The sequence below is a fragment of the Streptomyces sp. NPDC048415 genome (assembly GCF_040651675.1).
Classification (GTDB): Bacteria; Actinomycetota; Actinomycetes; order Streptomycetales; family Streptomycetaceae; genus Streptomyces.
The window spans coordinates 67861-82765 of sequence record NZ_JBEZKJ010000017.1; the positions used below are offsets into that span (position 1 = coordinate 67861).

12 protein-coding genes and 2 pseudogenes are annotated in these 14905 nt (G+C 68.5%); 4 read left to right on the forward strand and 10 right to left on the reverse strand.

The genetic code is table 11. From position 1 onward, the window contains the following. Positions 1-153: 153 nt before the first annotated feature. The gene (locus AB0D27_RS14550) at positions 154-2187 is read right to left on the reverse strand and encodes a thioredoxin domain-containing protein (protein ID WP_362507219.1); all 2034 of its coding nucleotides are present in this window, start codon (positions 2185-2187) and stop codon (positions 154-156) included. Then, entirely contained in the window at positions 2168-2752 is a 585-nt protein-coding gene (locus AB0D27_RS14555) for a helix-turn-helix domain-containing protein (RefSeq protein ID WP_362507222.1), read from the reverse strand. The genes AB0D27_RS14550 and AB0D27_RS14555 overlap by 20 nt, the downstream gene beginning before the upstream one ends. 93 nt (positions 2753-2845) lie before the next feature. Here AB0D27_RS14555 and AB0D27_RS14560 point away from each other — a divergent pair, with 93 nt between their 5' ends. Together AB0D27_RS14560 and AB0D27_RS14565 are read left to right on the forward strand one after the other, a co-directional pair. Beyond that, positions 2846-3220 (forward strand): hypothetical protein, encoded by a 375-nt coding sequence (locus AB0D27_RS14560; protein ID WP_362507225.1) that lies wholly within the window; start codon positions 2846-2848, stop codon positions 3218-3220. 104 nt (positions 3221-3324) lie between these two features. Beyond that, positions 3325-6528: a tetratricopeptide repeat protein gene (locus AB0D27_RS14565; protein ID WP_362507228.1), complete on the forward strand. Its 3204-nt coding sequence runs from the start codon at positions 3325-3327 to the stop codon at positions 6526-6528. Between the two features lie 219 nt (positions 6529-6747). On the opposite strand, the gene AB0D27_RS14570 is transcribed toward AB0D27_RS14565, so the two are convergent. After that, the gene (locus tag AB0D27_RS14570) at positions 6748-7080 is read right to left on the reverse strand and encodes a hypothetical protein (RefSeq protein WP_362507230.1); all 333 of its coding nucleotides are present in this window, start codon (positions 7078-7080) and stop codon (positions 6748-6750) included. Further along, positions 7073-7933, reverse strand: a complete 861-nt coding sequence (gene mca / locus AB0D27_RS14575) for a mycothiol conjugate amidase Mca (protein ID WP_362507347.1) — start codon at positions 7931-7933, stop codon at positions 7073-7075. The genes AB0D27_RS14570 and mca overlap by 8 nt, the downstream gene beginning before the upstream one ends. A 195-nt stretch (positions 7934-8128) precedes the next feature. On the opposite strand from mca, the gene AB0D27_RS14580 reads away from it, so the two are divergent. Together AB0D27_RS14580 and greA are read left to right on the forward strand one after the other, a co-directional pair. Then, complete coding sequence (locus tag AB0D27_RS14580; protein ID WP_362507233.1) at positions 8129-8530, forward strand: DUF4307 domain-containing protein; 402 nt, start codon at positions 8129-8131, stop codon at positions 8528-8530. 168 nt (positions 8531-8698) lie between these two features. Next, a complete protein-coding gene (greA, locus tag AB0D27_RS14585) occupies positions 8699-9196 on the forward strand; it encodes a transcription elongation factor GreA (protein ID WP_362507235.1) in 498 nt (165 codons plus the stop codon). 64 nt (positions 9197-9260) lie between these two features. Here greA and AB0D27_RS14590 read toward each other — a convergent pair. The 6 genes and pseudogenes from AB0D27_RS14590 to AB0D27_RS14615 all read right to left on the reverse strand — a co-directional run. Continuing rightward, positions 9261-9689, reverse strand: a pseudogene (locus tag AB0D27_RS14590) (ABC transporter permease); the annotation flags it as partial. Further along, entirely contained in the window at positions 9572-11746 is a 2175-nt protein-coding gene (locus AB0D27_RS14595) for a recombinase family protein (RefSeq protein WP_362507238.1), read from the reverse strand. The gene AB0D27_RS14595 and the pseudogene AB0D27_RS14590, both read right to left, overlap by 118 nt. Before the next feature lie 248 nt (positions 11747-11994). Then, positions 11995-12750, reverse strand: coding sequence for a replication initiator (locus tag AB0D27_RS14600; protein ID WP_362507241.1), 756 nt, complete (start codon positions 12748-12750; stop codon positions 11995-11997). Further along, positions 12726-12842, reverse strand: a pseudogene (locus AB0D27_RS14605) (hypothetical protein); the annotation flags it as partial. The pseudogene AB0D27_RS14605 and the gene AB0D27_RS14600, both read right to left, overlap by 25 nt. Before the next feature lie 149 nt (positions 12843-12991). Next, positions 12992-13849, reverse strand: coding sequence for an ABC transporter permease (locus tag AB0D27_RS14610; RefSeq protein WP_362507244.1), 858 nt, complete (start codon positions 13847-13849; stop codon positions 12992-12994). Continuing rightward, complete coding sequence (locus AB0D27_RS14615) at positions 13846-14853, reverse strand: ATP-binding cassette domain-containing protein (protein ID WP_362507246.1); 1008 nt, start codon at positions 14851-14853, stop codon at positions 13846-13848. The genes AB0D27_RS14610 and AB0D27_RS14615 overlap by 4 nt, the downstream gene beginning before the upstream one ends. Positions 14854-14905: the final 52 nt, after the last annotated feature.

Sequence of the window (14905 nt, forward strand, 5' to 3'; positions counted from 1 at the left end):
TCGCGACAATGAGTTACATCTGTCGCGTTACCGTGCAGAGACTATGGGCGATCTGTGAAGCGCACAGATTCTTCTGGTGAAGACCGTGTTTCAACACACTCGGTCGGCTAACTGAACAATCCGAACTCCAGGGGCGTTTGGACCGGTTGGCGGTCAGCTGTTTCGGCCGCTCAGCGCCGTGCGGAGGCGCTCAGGATCGGTCGTCGGCGCGTCGCAGGTGAAGTTACGGCAGACGTACGCGGCCGGTGCTCCCTCGACCAGAGGTCGGCCGGAAAGCAGCGGCAGTTCGTCACTCTCCGGAACCCCCACCGCGACCACGGCGCCGGGCGCGGTCCCCAGAAGTGCCGTACGGTGCAGGGCCTTTGTGGCCGCGTCGTCGGCCGGTCCCACGATCGCGACCTCGCGCGGCCCGTCGAGCAGCGCCTCTGCCACCGCCAGGCCCCAGCCGATGAAGCGGGGGACGCGCGGACCGAGTGCCTTCACCACGCCCAACGCCCGTTCGGCGGCGGTGCGGTGGGACTCTGTGCCGGTCTGGGCCGCGTACGACAGCAGTGCGCCGGCCGCCGCGCTCCAGCCGGAGGGCGTGGCGTTGTCGGTGGGATCCTGCGGGCGCCGGATCAGCTGCTCGGCGTCGGCGGCCGTGTCGTACAGCGCCCCGGACTCGGCGTCCGTGAACTGTGCGAGGACATGGTCGAGCAGGAACCCGGCGAATTCCAGCCAGACCCCTTCCCCGGTGACGGACGCCAGCGCCAGGAAGCCCTCGGCGACATCCGCGTAGTCCTCCAACACCCCCGCGTTCGCCCCGGCTTGACCGCTCTTGCTGGTACGGGCCAGACGCGCATGCTCGTCCATGTGCAGGCGTACGAGGAGGTCGGCGGCGCCGATCGCGGCGTCCACGAGGTCGGGGCGCTCGAAGTAGGCGCCGGTCTCCGCGAGGGCGGCCACGGCGAGCCCGTTCCAGGCGGCGACCACCTTGTCGTCACGGCCGGGGGCGGGGCGCTCGGCGCGCGCGGCGAGCAGCCTGGTACGGATGTCGTTGATCTTGTCGGCGTCGGACACGCCTTCGTGCTGCGGGAGCTGAAGGACCGAGGCGCCCTCCTCGAAGGTGCCCTCCTCGCTCACCCCGAAGTGCTGGGCGGCCAGTTCGGCGTCGTCGCCCAGGACCTCGCGCAGCTGCTCGGGCGTCCACACGTAGTACGCGCCCTCGACATGCCGTCCGGTTCCGTCGTCGCTGTCGGCGTCGAGGGCGGAGGCGAACCCACCTTCCTGGGTGCGCAGTTCACGCACCATGAAGTCGGCGGTCTCGAGGGCGACGCGGCGGGCGAGCTCCGAGCCGGTGGCACGCCAGAGGTGGGCGTAGACCCGGCACAGCAGGGCGTTGTCGTAGAGCATCTTCTCGAAGTGGGGCACGACCCACTCGCGGTCGACGGAGTACCGGGCGAACCCACCGCCGAGCTGGTCGTAGATGCCGCCGCGCGCCATGCGCTCGCAGGTGTCGGCGGCCATCTGGAGGGCGCCCTCGGCGCCGGTGCGCGCGTGGTGCCGCAGCAGGAACTCGATCACCATGGACGGCGGGAACTTGGGCGCGCCGCCGAATCCGCCGCGCGCGGCGTCGTAGTCCCGGGTGAGCGCGAGCAGCGCCCCGGCCAGCTCCTCCTCGCCGGGAACCTGGTCGTCGCCGAAACTCATCTCCCGCCCGGCGAGGTCCCGCACGATCTTCCCCGCGACCTCGGCGACCTCGTCCCGCCGGTCGGTCCATGCGCTGTGCACGCCCTCCAGGACCTGCCGGAAGGAGGGCATTCCGTGACGGGGCGCGGGCGGGAAGTAGGTGCCGAAGTAGAAGGGCTCGGCGTCCGGGGTGAGGAAGACGGTCATGGGCCAGCCGCCCTGCCCGGTCGCCGCCTGCACGGCCTCCATGTAGACGGCGTCGACGTCGGGCCGCTCCTCGCGGTCGACCTTGATGGGGACGAAGTGCTCGTTCAGATACGTGGCCATCGCCTCGTCCTCGAAGGACTCGTGCGCCATGACGTGGCACCAGTGACAGCTGCTGTAGCCGACGCTCAGCAGGACCGGTTTGTTGCCCTTCCGGGCCTCGTCGAAGGCCTCGGCCGACCAGGGCCACCAATCGACCGGGTTGTCGGCGTGCTGGAGCAGATACGGGGACGTCTCATGGGCCAGTCGGTTCACCCTTCCACTCTCCCACGGTGTCCGGAACGGCGTAGAAGCGCAGGTTCACCGGGCGCGCCCCGGCGGGGGCATCCTCACGAGAGTGGCCGTAGCGGTCCTGCAGCGCCCGGTACTCGCGTACGAAGTCCAGGAGTTCGTCCCTGGTCATCCAATTGCCGGAGCGCTGCACCTGGGCCCATCCCTCCGGGCCCGTGTACTCCTTGTGGGCCCTCAGATAGAGCTCGGTGTCCACCTCGATCTTCAGGAGTGCCAAACCCTCGGCGGCGGCGTACTCCTCGGGGGTCATCGAGGCCGGGTCGGGGGTGGTGTGGCGGAACGGGAGCGCCCGCCACCAGCGTTCACGGCCGCCCGACTTCTCCGGAACCTCTTCGATGAGGTGCTGCTCGGCCAGCTTGCGCAGGTGATAGCTGGTCGTGCCGGAGCTCTCACCGAGCTCCTTGGCGAGCACGGTCGAGTTCGCCTCGCCGTGCCGGCCGAGGTGATCGAGGATGCGGCGGCGCAGCGGGTTGCCGAGGGACTTGTACAGGGCGGTGCGTTCGAGGCTGGTCAGCTCGGGGTCGGGCATACGACCACGGTATCCCCCGCCCACTTCCCTCTGCAGAGTAAGTTCTGCAGAATTTTCTTTGCAGAATTTCCTCTGCGGTTCTATGGTGGAGGCATGCGACCGAAATGGGCTTTGGTGATGCTCGGCGTCACCGCCGTGGCGCTCGTGCCATGGATGGTGCTCCTCGTCCGCATGCTCCCCGCGAGCACCGAGGTGCGGAACTGGCAGGTGGCATGGGTCGGACTCGACGTGCTGATGACCGCGGGATGCGCGGCCACCGCCGTGCTGGGCCTGCGCCGCGATCCGCGCGCCCGGCTGACCGCGTCGGCGACGGCCGCGGTGGCGGTGCTCGACGCCTGGTTCGACATAACCACCGCGCAGCCGGGCGCCGCTCTCCTCCAGGCCCTGGCCAGCGCGGTGGCTGAGGCGGCGCTCGCCTGCGCGTGTGTGTACCTCGCGCTCTCCAAGGGGCAGGCGCGGCGGGAATGACCCCGGGGCGGGCTCCGCACGAATGATCGCCGGTCCTCTGTCCTTCGCGTCCCGCACGAAGGACACTCATAGCCAAAGGAGTTGCCGCCGGAGGGGGACGTGACATGCGGGACAGCCATCGGGCGGAAGCCGAGCGGCTGTTGGCCCGGGCCGTGGAGGAAGAGGTACGGCGTTCGGGCGGGCGCGTCGAGGGGGGTGTGCTGCTGTCACGGGCGCGGGCCGCGCTCGAGACGATGGGGCAGACGGCCACCGAGGAGTACGGGGCATATACGCGGGCCCTCGACGAGGCGGCGGCGGGACAGCTCACCTTCGGGCAGCGGTACGCCCAGGAGGGCGCCGGAACCTCCCTGATGGTGGCGGCCGTCGCGGCTGTCGCGGCCGTCGTCGCGGACCTGGCGTTCGGCACCGGAGCGGGGACGGCGTTCGGCGCGGGCGCCACGGTGGGGGTCGCGGGCGCGACAGCCACCGTGCTCAAGGTGACGGCCTCGCATCTGCCGGCCGCGAGCCGCCGGGCCGGGGCCCTCGGCCAGCCCGGGGGCCCCGAGCAGCTGCGGCTGCAGTGGCTGACGGCCCTGGAGGTCCGGGGCATCCGTCCCTTCTTCGACCAGCAGCGGGTGCTCAGCGCCTCCACGGGCGCCAAGCAGGGGGCGCCCCAGCTGCGGCGTACCGACAAGAGCGCGGCGGCGCGGCGGCGCAGTGTCCTGGAGCAGTCCTTCGGCCAACTCCCCGAGCCGGACGGGCCGTTCGCGGGACGCCGGACGGAGCTGTCGCGGGTCGCGCAGTGGGTGCACGCGGCGCGGGCGAGCACGGAGACGCAGCCGACGGTGGTGGTGCTGCACGGCGCGCCAGGCTCCGGCCGCAGCGCCCTCGCGATCCGGGCGGCGCACGCCCTGAGGGACCAGTTCCGGGGCGCATGCGTGGTGGATCTGCGCGGCGACAGCCCGGACGACCCCCCGCTGACCACACGCGACGCACTGCTGCACCTCCTCAACCGTCTCGGCGCACCGCGCGAACAGCTCCTCTTCCGCGAGCGCTCCTCGCAGGACCATCAGGTCAGGCGGCTGAGCGAGCTGTACCACCAGCATCTGACGGGGCTGCCGGTGACGATCGTGCTGGACGACGCGAGCGACGCCGAGCAGGTGCGCACTCTGGTCCCCGAGCGCTCGGAGAGCCTGGTCCTCGTCACCGCCCGCAAACCGCTCGACCTGCCCGCCGAACTCCCCGCCTGGGTGCACCAACTTCCCGTCGAGGCACTGGACGCGGCGGGCGCCGAGGAACTGCTGAACGCGGCGGCGCAGGACACCTCGGGGCCCTACGACGCCGAATCCACCGACCTGGTGCGGGAGTTGTGCGGCGGACTGCCGCTGGCCCTGCGTGTCGCCGGCTCGTCTCTCGGCTCGCGCACCCCGCGCCAACTGGCCTCGGACCTGTCGGCGTACGGACCTGTGGAACCGGTCGAACGCGTCCTGTGGCTGCGCTACACCGACCAGTCGGACATGGGGCGCCGCCTCCTGCGTCGCCTGGCCCTGGCCGGCCGCGCCTCCCTGGGGGCGGCAGCGGCGGCCTCCCTCCTCGCCACCGACGAACCGGAGGCCATCCGCCATCTCACCGCGCTCTCCCAGGCGGGCCTGATCGACCATGTCCGCGGCAGCCGCTACCGCCTGCACGATCTCGTACGGGGCTTCGCGCAGGCCCGTCTCCTGGACGAGGAGGAGCCCGCCGAGCGCACGGCCGCCCAGGAACGCCTGATCGTGAACTACGCGGAGCTGGCGGACTCGGTGATCCGCCTGGTGGACGGCAAGACGTCGACACGGGCCGACCAGTTCGGCCCGCACGGATTCACCTCGCTGGACGCGGCCCTGCGCTGGCTGGACGACGAGTCGAGCTTCATCACGGCGGCACTGCGACACGCGGAGGGCGTGAACCAAGCCGCCGTGCTGAACCTCCTTGGCGCCCTGTGCGACTACTGCCTGCTGCGCGGCGACCTCTACCGCCTCGGCGAGATCAGCGAGTTGACCCAGGCGGTCGACCAGGGCCTCCTGGTCCGCTCGGTCCAGTGGCGCACGGGCATCGCGGCCCGCCAGCTCGGCGAACTCGACAAAGCCCGTACGACCCTGGCCTCCGTCGTGGACCTCTACTTCGAGGCCCACCACGACGCGGGCGCGGCCAGGGCGCTGTGCTCCCTCGGCATCACCCTGCACCACCAGGGAAACCTCACCGAGGCGGCGGCCAAGCTCGAGGAGGCCATGGACCTCCAGTCCTCCCCCGACCTCGCGGCCGACCGTGCCTGGACGATGCACGCGCTCGCGGCCGTCGAGCGCGACCGGTCCCGGCTCGCCCGCGCCCTGGACCTGCTCACCCAGGCCCTCGTCCTGCACCGCGAGAGCGAGTCCGTGCACGGCGAGGCGTGGGCCCACTTCCAGCTCGGCCAGCTGGGCCTGCGCATGGGCGACGTACCGCGCGCGGACCGCGAACTGCGCGAGGCCCTCGACCTGTACGGCCGCACCCGCGACGCCCGCGGCGAGGCCTGGGCCCTCACCCAGCTGGCCCGCGGCCGCCTCGTCGACGGCGACCCGTCCGCCGCGGTCGACGGCCTGCGCCAGGCGGCCTCCCGCCACCGCGAGAACGAGGACGCGCGCGGTGAGGCATGGACGATCTACTACCTGGGCCAGGCCCTGGAGGAGACCGGCAATCTGAACCAGGCGGTCCGCGAACTGGAGCGCTCCCGCACGATGTTCTCCCGCATGCGCGACGTGTACGGGCTCGCCTGCGCCCGCCATCACTCGGCCCGCGTCACCCGCGACCAGCGCGCCGCCCAGACCGGCTCCCTGCGCAACTCCGGCTTCGCCCGGCAGCTCCTGGTCGACGCGCGCGCCGACTTCCAGCGCATCGGGGTGGCCCACGGCGAGGCGTGGACCTGCCTGGAACTCGCGGTCGTCGACGCCGGCAACGCCCGTACGCAACAGGCCCTGGCCCTCTGCGACGAGGCGATCGACCTCTTCACGTCGTACGGCGACCACCGGGGCGAGGACTGGGCCACGTTCCTGCGGTGCACCCTCCTGCCGTACGCGGCCCCGGGCGGCTACGAGATCGGCGCCGCCGTGGCCCAGGAGGAACTCTCCCAGCTCTCCCGCACCGGCCACGCGTCCCGCGACGGAAAGCTGGACGACTACATCGAGGCCTACCAGCTACTGCTGGAACGAGGGGTGGACCTGGACGCGGGGTGGCAGGCCTGGCGCTTGGGGATGGTGCCGGGGCGGCACGCCCGGGATGTGATGGGGGTGGCTGTGGGCGCGGGGCGAGGCTGAGGAAGCGCGTACCTGGGAACGCGTGGGGAACCACCCTGGCGGGCACCTGCTGCTGTCCCTGGTGGACCACTCCCACTGAGGCACTACGGCTGCCGTGCGCGACGTAGAGGCCGCCGCACGGAACGCCTTGGGCGACGTACAGGCCGCCGTATGGAACGCCTTGGGCGACGTACAGGCCGCCGTACGGGACGTACGGCGGCCTGTACCCAGTCGGCGCGGTCAGCCCTTCGCGGGCGAGGCCTTCCCACCGGAGCCGGAGCGGGAACCGGAACCGGAGACGGAGCTGGATCCGGAGCCGGAGCTGGATCCGGACGCGGACCCCGCGCCCGAGCCGCTCCCCTTGCCGGAGGCAGCCTCCGCCTTGTCCGGGTCCTCCTCGAAGGTGACCTTGCCCATGTGCCGGTTCATCGACTTCATCAGCCCCCACACGGCCAGGGCCATCACCGCGAAGACGATGAAGCCGAGGACGCCGGGGGTGACCTTGTTCTCGTCGACCTCCTTGGCGAGGGGGACGAGGTGTGTCACTGCCAGGCTTGCGCTCATGTCAGGCATTGTCGCGGATGCCCGCAAAGAGGTCGTCCTCGGGGAGGGAGGTATCGACGAAGGACTTGGCGAGCTCATACTCCTCGGTCGGCCAGACCTCCTTCTGGATCTCCATGGGGACCTTGAACCAGCCGCCGTCGGGGTCGATCTGCGTGGCGTGCGCGATGAGCGCCTTGTCGCGGATCTCGTAGAACTCGGCACACGGGACGTGCGTGGTCAGCGTGCGCTCGGTGCGCTCGAACTCGCTCCACCGCTTGAGCCAGTCCCCGTACGGCGACTCCAGGCCGCGGTCCAGCAGCGCGTTGTGCAGCGCCTCGGTGCGCGGGCGGTTGAAGCCCTGGTTGTAGTACAGCTTCTGCGGCTGGAACGCCGTGCCGTACTCGGACTCCGGGTACTTCTCGGTGTCCGTCGCCCCCTCGAACGCCACCATCGAGATCTTGTGGGTCATGATGTGGTCGGGGTGCGGGTAACCACCGTTCTCGTCGTACGTGGTGATCACCTGCGGGCGGAAGGAGCGGATCTGCCTGACCAGCTCGCCGGCCGCCTTGTCCACGTCCTCCAGGGCGAAGCAGCCCTCGGGAAGCGGCGGCAGCGGGTCGCCCTCGGGCAGGCCCGAGTCCACGAATCCGAGCCACTCCTGCTTGACGCCGAGGATCTCGCGGGCCTCGTCCATCTCCTTCTTGCGTACCTCGTGGATGTGCTCCTCGATGTACGCGTCGCCCTGGAGCTTCGGGTTGAGGATGGAGCCGCGCTCCCCGCCCGTGCAGGTCACGACCAGCACGTCCACCCCCTCGGACACGTACTTCGCCATGGTGGCCGCGCCCTTGCTCGACTCGTCGTCGGGGTGGGCGTGCACGGCCATCAGTCGCAGCTGGTCAGTCAAGACTCAATCCTCGGTCAGTCGGCTGTCGCCTCAGTAAGTCGGCTGTCGGCGCCCGGCGTGAAACAGCGTGATGGGCGGCTTCTATAGTGACGGAATCGGGGGGCGAATAATTCCGGGGCCCCGTTCCCGGGCCCCTTCCAGGACCTTGGTCCCGGCCCTGCCGAGAGGACGATCATGAGTACGGCGAGCACGCGCCTGCCCGAGGGCCGCTACGGCCGCTCCGAGGACGAGCGTGCCGACCGCAAACTCAAGGCCATCGGCGGTGTACTGGGCGTCGCCCTGCTCGCCCTGGTCGGTTGGTTCGGCTACGACTACGTGGCCGGCAGCAAGATCAGCGCCCAGGTGATCACCTTCGAGGCGGTCTCGGACAGCGCGGTCGAGGCGCACCTGGAGGTGCGCAAGGACACAGGCGCACACGGCTACTGCACGCTGCGCTCGCAGGCCGCCGACGGCACCGAGGTGGGCCGAGCGGACTTCCGCTTCGACCAGCGCTCCTCCCGCATCGACAAGGTGGTTACCCTGCGTACGACGGCGCGGGGCTCCACAGCGGAGCTTCTCGGCTGCCACGCAGACTGACATCACTCTCAGCACTTACCCGCTGACCTGCGTTGACGTAATTCTGATGGCTTATGTCCTCCCCCTTCAGCCGCGGAATTGTTAGGCTCGTGGTTTCGCCCACCCGTGAAAGAACATTCTTCTGGGTAGGGCGATGCTTTGTATTCCCAGTACCTACGAGGAGCACCTGTGACCCAGACCAGCGAGAACGTCACCTGGCTGACCCAGGAGGCGTACAACCAGCTCAAGGCCGAGCTGGAGCACCTGTCTGGTCCCGCGCGCACGGAGATCGCCGGCAAGATCGCGGCCGCGCGCGAGGAGGGCGACCTGCGCGAGAACGGCGGGTACCACGCGGCCAAGGAGGAGCAGGGCAAGCAAGAGCTCCGTGTGCGCCAGCTGACCCAGCTCCTGGAGAACGCCAAGGTCGGCGAGGCTCCCGCGGCGGACGGTGTGGTCGCGCCGGGCATGGTCGTCACCATCGCCTTCGACGGCGACGAGGACGACACTCTGGACTTCCTGCTGGCCTCGCGCGAGTACGCGAGCTCCGACATCGAGACGTACTCGCCACAGTCCCCGCTGGGCTCCGGTGTGAACGGCAAGAAGGTCGGCGAGGACGCCCAGTACGAGCTGCCGAACGGCAGGCTCGCCTCGGTGAAGATCCTCAAGGCCGAGCCGTATCAGGGCTGAGCCCAGGACCAGCGACTACGACGGTGCCCCCGGCCGCGCGGCCGGGGGCACCGTCATGCCCGGGTCACGCCGTGGCGGATCGGTACTTGCGCACCGCCAGCGTCCGGAATATGAGGACGATCAGCACCGAGTAGATCAGCGAGGCCCAGACGGGGTGCTGCATGGGCCAGGCGTCCGACGGTGAGACACCCGGATTGCCGAAGAGCTCGCGGCAGGCCTGCACCGTGGCGCTGAAGGGGTTCCAGTCGGCGACATGACGCAGCCAGGGCGTCATCCTGCTGGAGTCCACGAACGCGTTCGAGATGAACGTGACGGGGAAGAGCCAGATCAGCCCGCCGGACGTCGCCGCCTCGGGAGTGCGCACGGAGAGCCCGATCAGCGCCCCGACCCAGGTGAAGGCGTACCCGAGCAGGAGCAGCAGCCCGAAGGCGCCGAGCACCTCGCCGATGTTGGTGTGGGTGCGCCAGCCGACCAGCACGGCGACGATCGCCAGCCACCGTCGCAGGCCTCCAGGGTCTCCAGGTCCAGCGCCGCGAACTTGGGATCAATGCTGCCTGTGACCTCCATGGGAGGCAAGATCAGGAGTGGCGGCACCGGGACCCCACCCGAGCCTTTCAGAGCCTCCATGACGGCCGCCCATGCACCCGAGGTGCGCCAGACCTCTGCGCGACGCCTCACGGCACTCCAGGAGTTCCCTGAGACCTCTACCTCACTCCACGGGGCAGCAGTCCGCAGCTTCCACAAGATCGCCTCGAACATCTCACGCTTCGGCGTCCAGTTCTGGCGAGAGTCGGGAAGCACGGCGTCAGCCGTCTCCCACTCCTCATCGCCGATCTTGAGAGGCACCGGCGTGCCTGTCTCCCTGTGCCATTCCGTGAGGGGTTCAGCGATGCCCTTCCGGTGCGGCTGCCCCTTGCCAACCACATGCACACGGATGTCCAGCAGCTCAAGCAGGTCCCGACGCTGCACAGGAGTGAAGGAGTCCATCTCGGTCGCCTGCTCCTCCACCAGAGCAACGATCTCGTCTGCTCGCTGCTGCTGATCTTCGGCGTCCCGAAGCCAACGAGCCACACGCTCGCGCTCGGTGGTCAGGTCCTCTTCCTTCGCCTGGAGGGCTTGCTTCACCTCTCTAATCGTCTCTTCACCGATGCCGTCGCCGGCGCCCTCACCCAACTCGTCCTCGAAGAGCTGGGTGAGCTTGTGGAGGAGCTGACCCTTGCGGCTGGCCCTCTTCTTCTCGATCTGCGCGTCCAACTCGGCGAGACGCTCCCGATACGTCTCTGCGCGGGCCGGGATCGCTCCCAACCACCTGGCAGCGAGCGCCCTGAACTTGTCCACGTCCGAGAGCAGAGCCTCGATCTCGGCCCAGACGGCCTTTTCCACATCGGGTGCGGGGAGTTCCGAGCACTCGCAGTTCAGCCCCAGCCGTTTACCCATGCAGCGGTAGTAGCAGATGGGAGATTCGGAGGCCTTGGATCCCGTGTAGTAGCCACCGCACAACGCATACAGCCGCCCCGTGAACAGGTAGTGATTCAGGTTCTTCTTCTTGAACGACCGCCTGTTGAGAGCATTGCGGAGAGCTTCCACGCGCTTCGGATCACTGATTGGACGGGGGACCTCGATCCGGAAGACCTCAAATGTCTCCTCTTCGTCGTCCTCGGCCGTGCGTTCAATGCGGAACTCCAAGTATCCGTCAAGCGCAGTGGAGTTGAGCCGCCTGGCCAGGTTCGACCCGGTCCACAGCAGGCCCTTACGGGTGCGGATACCAAGGCTGTTCAGGTGCTCGGCAGCCTCATCCCGCGAGTAGTCGAGGTCTACGATCAGATTCGCGGCGATGTTGACCACGCGCACCTCGTCCTCGCAGAGGACAGGAGTCGCTTTCCTTCCCTTGCCGCTGAGAGTCACCCCGTACGGAGGCTGACCAAGAGGCCAACCGCCGGCAGCCAACTTCTGATCCCGACCGCCCATGGTGCGCTCAAGGATCAGGGTGTGTTCCAGTTCCGCCATGTACGACAGCAGGCTGAGCATGATGCCGAAGAGTTCGTCGTCACTGTCCAGGCGACCGTCAGCCGTAGCAACCCTGATCCTGTGGTGCTTGGTGGCGTTGAACACCCAAAGGTGGATGTCCTCCATGGTCCGCCCGATACGGTCCAACTTGCCGAAGACAACAAGGTCGATGAGACCTTTTTCCATTGCTTCGGTCATCTCGTCGAGGTCAGGTCGCGAGTCGTTCTTTCCGGACTCTCCACCGTCAACGTAGACCTTGTGAATCTTGTACTTGCCAGGGCCGATCTTGTAGTCCAGCCATGCCTTGCACTGCTTTTCCTGAGTGTCGAGGCCGTATCCCTCTACCTGCTTCGCGGTCGATACGCGAAGGTAGACGGCTACGCGAATCACGCCCCGAGCAGTCCGGCGCCCACGCATGACGGTACTCTTCCCCATGTCAGTCCCTCCGTGACTGGCAGGCCGGTCCTTGACTGGCCTGGTCCCAGGGGGTTGCCGCCCTCTGGGACCTTCATGTGATGTCCCGTCAGGATAGCTGCCCCACATCTAATCGGCAGGTCTTCTCCGACAACTGCCGCCCTGCCTATTCCTGTTGGGTGGTCGGCCGAACAAGAGATCAGCCAGGCGCTGCTCTTCGCGTTCCCCCCACTCAACAGCGCGCCAGCGAGATACCACTTCGCCAGGTTGCGGCTGCTTCTTCTTCGGGCAGCTCATTCGCACCGCCCCTGTTCGTTCATTGCTTCACGGGCGAACTCCCTGTTTTGGGAAAGGCCTTCTGCGATTCCCGCAGCGAATTAGGCAGCACCAGGGGCGCGACCGGAGCCGGCATAACGCCAGGTGGCCTCTGTGACTGTCCCCTCTCCCGGCTCCGCGCCGTCTTTTCGGTGGGCAGCGCGGTCCGCGCGCAAGGCCGCGTAGGTGGTGGAGTAAGCGCGGGACTTGGTGAGGATGTGGCCTCGGTAGCCGAGGGTGTGAGCCCGGGCCCGGAGACGGAGGGGTGCGTACTCGGGGAGGCCGCCGAGGCGCCAGCAAGTGCGCATGAGGGTGCGGACATGTTCGTTGACGGGGGCAGACCTGATGCCGTCCCAGGTAGTGACGCTGTGGTCGATGCCGGCGCTGGTCTCCCTGGCGCCCTTCGTAACGTACTTCGCCACGTACGCGGCCACAGCGTCATCGTCGGGCCCGTTGTCGTTGGTTCCGAGCGGTCGGGCGTCGACCTGGGCGCCCCAGCGCAATGCCAACTGACCCACGGCCCGGCTGTGGGACGTTCGGACCAGGACCCGCCGGGCGGAAGCGCACACGGCGTCGATGTCGATGAGGAGTTCCGGAGTGCCCCAAGCCGGAGGTTCGTCTTCGGGTCCGGCCGGACCGTCGAGGCGGACAACGGCATGTACGTGGACGGCCGCTCGTTTCTGGTACTCAGCGACTCGGGCGACGGACAACCGGGCGTACTGCGAGAAGCGGGACTGAACCCGCCGACGGAGGAGGCCAGGCGCCGGCGGACATCGATGACGAACCGGTCCCACAGTTTGGAGGCGTGCGCGTGCCACAGCACATGGCCGATGTAGTCGTAGCAGTCAGGGCACGACAAGAGCTGCGCCGGCGAGCGGCGCGCCCTCTGGATGGATGCTGTTCGCAGCACAAGTGGAGTACGGGCCCAAACTCAAGCAGCACGCGGATTCATAGCTGCGCGCCACTGCGTGAAGTGAGGACGCGCCGAAACGGAGACCCTTCGGAGCGGCAAGAACAGCCCCCCTCCACTCTGGAGGGGGGCTCAGCGAATAAGCCTGATCAACTGGCCGTCCGGCGGTACTTGCGGACCGCGAGCGTGCGGAAGACGACGATGATCAGGACCGAGTAGATCAGTGACGCCCACACCGGATGCTGCATCGGCCAGGCATCAGACGGGGACAGGCCGGGATCACCAAAGAGCTTGCGGCACGCCTGAACGGTCGCGCTGAACGGGTTCCACTCGGCGATGTGGCGCAGCCAGGGCGTCATCTTGCTGGAGTCCACGAAGGCATTCGAGATGAACGTCACCGGGAAGAGCCAGATCAGCCCGCCGGAGGTGGCCGCCTCCGGGGTGCGTACCGACAGGCCGATCAGCGCGCCGATCCACGTAAAGGCGTATCCCAGAAGAAGCAGCAGGCCGAAGCCGCCCAAAATCTTCCCGAAGTTGGTCGGATCCACTGAGCCGGGGCGCCAGCCCACGAGCAGCGCGACGAGCGCGAGGACGAGTAGCGTCAAGGCCGTCTGCACAAGATCCGCAACGGTACGTCCGGTGAGGACCGCGCCGCGTGCCATGGGCAGTGAGCGGAAGCGGTCGATGAGCCCCTTGTGCATGTCGTCGGCGATGCCGGCGCCGGAGCTGGCGGTGGCGAACGTGACGGTCTGGGCGAAGATGCCGGCCATCAGGAAGTTCTTGTAGACGTCCAGATCGGTGCTGTTGCCGATCTGCATGGAACCGCCGAACACGTAGGTGAACAGCACCACGAACATGATGGGCTGGATCAGCCCAAACAGGATCATCTCAGGAATCCGGGTCATCCGAATCAAGTTCCGGCGGGCGATGACCAAGGAGTCGCGCACGGACTGGGTGACGACGCCCTTGAGGGTCGCCACGGGGACGGCGTCTGTCACGGCACTCACTTCGCGGCCTCCTTCGCCTTGCGGCCCTTGACCTCGCCGGCCACGCCGTTCTCCTCGTCCTTCACCTCGGCGACGTGTCCCGTCAGGGAGAGGAAGACGTCGTCGAGTGTGGGGCGGCGCAGACCGATGTCGTCGATCTCGATGCCGCGGGTGTCCAGCTCGCGGATGACCTCCGCGAGGAGCTTCGCGCCGCCGGTGACGGGCACGGTGAGCTTGCGGGTGTGCTCCTCGACGGTGGTCTCGCCCTTGCCGAAGCCGCGCAACACCTCGGACGCCGTCGCTATGTGCTCGCGCTCGTGCACGACGACCTCGACGCGCTCGCCGCCGGTCTGCGCCTTGAGCTGGTCGGCGGTGCCACGGGCGATGACGCGGCCGTGGTCGACCACGCAGATGTCGTGCGCGAGGTGGTCGGCCTCTTCCAGGTACTGGGTGGTCAGCAGCAGGGTCGTGCCTCCGGAGACCAGCTGCTTGATGACGTCCCACAACTGCTGGCGGTTGCGCGGGTCGAGGCCGGTCGTCGGCTCGTCCATGAACATCACCGGGGGCGAGACGACCAGGGCGGCCGCCAGGTCGAGCCGGCGGCGCATACCGCCCGAGTACGTCTTCGCGGTGCGGTCGGCGGCGTCGGCGAGGTTGAACTGCTCCAGGAGCTCCTCCGCCCGGACCTTCGCGGCCTTCGCCTTCATCTGGTACAGCTGGCCGACCATCTGGAGGTTCTCGCGGCCGGTCAGGTATTCGTCGACCGCCGCGAACTGTCCGGAGAGGCCGACCCTGCGCCGTACCGCGTCGGGGTTCTTGAGCACGTCGATGCCCGCGACGACCGCCGTGCCGCTGTCGGGGCGCAGCAGGGTCGTCAGGCAGCGGACGGCTGTGGTCTTGCCCGCGCCGTTCGGCCCGAGCAGGCCCAGGACGGTGCCCTCGGGGACATCGAGATCGACGCCGTCCAGAGCCCTTACGTCACCGAAGGTCTTCACCAGGCCTTCGGCATAGATGGCGCCTGGCATGTGAGTACTCCACGTCGTTGGGGATTCACGGAAAGGTCTTGCTTGCCTGTTT

Bases quoted from the DNA above. Each gene is read 5' to 3' on its own strand.
- AB0D27_RS14555 (WP_362507222.1), bottom strand. From the start codon at position 2,752: ATGCCCGACCCCGAGCTGACCAGCCTCGAACGCACCGCCCTGTACAAG.
- AB0D27_RS14560 (WP_362507225.1), top strand. From the start codon at position 2,846: ATGCGACCGAAATGGGCTTTGGTGATGCTCGGCGTCACCGCCGTGGCG.
- AB0D27_RS14565 (WP_362507228.1), top strand. From the start codon at position 3,325: ATGCGGGACAGCCATCGGGCGGAAGCCGAGCGGCTGTTGGCCCGGGCC.
- AB0D27_RS14570 (WP_362507230.1), bottom strand. From the start codon at position 7,080: ATGCCTGACATGAGCGCAAGCCTGGCAGTGACACACCTCGTCCCCCTC.
- mca (WP_362507347.1), bottom strand. From the start codon at position 7,933: ATGGCCGTGCACGCCCACCCCGACGACGAGTCGAGCAAGGGCGCGGCC.
- AB0D27_RS14580 (WP_362507233.1), top strand. From the start codon at position 8,129: ATGAGTACGGCGAGCACGCGCCTGCCCGAGGGCCGCTACGGCCGCTCC.
- AB0D27_RS14595 (WP_362507238.1), bottom strand. From the start codon at position 11,746: ATGTGGGGCAGCTATCCTGACGGGACATCACATGAAGGTCCCAGAGGG.
- AB0D27_RS14615 (WP_362507246.1), bottom strand. From the start codon at position 14,853: ATGCCAGGCGCCATCTATGCCGAAGGCCTGGTGAAGACCTTCGGTGAC.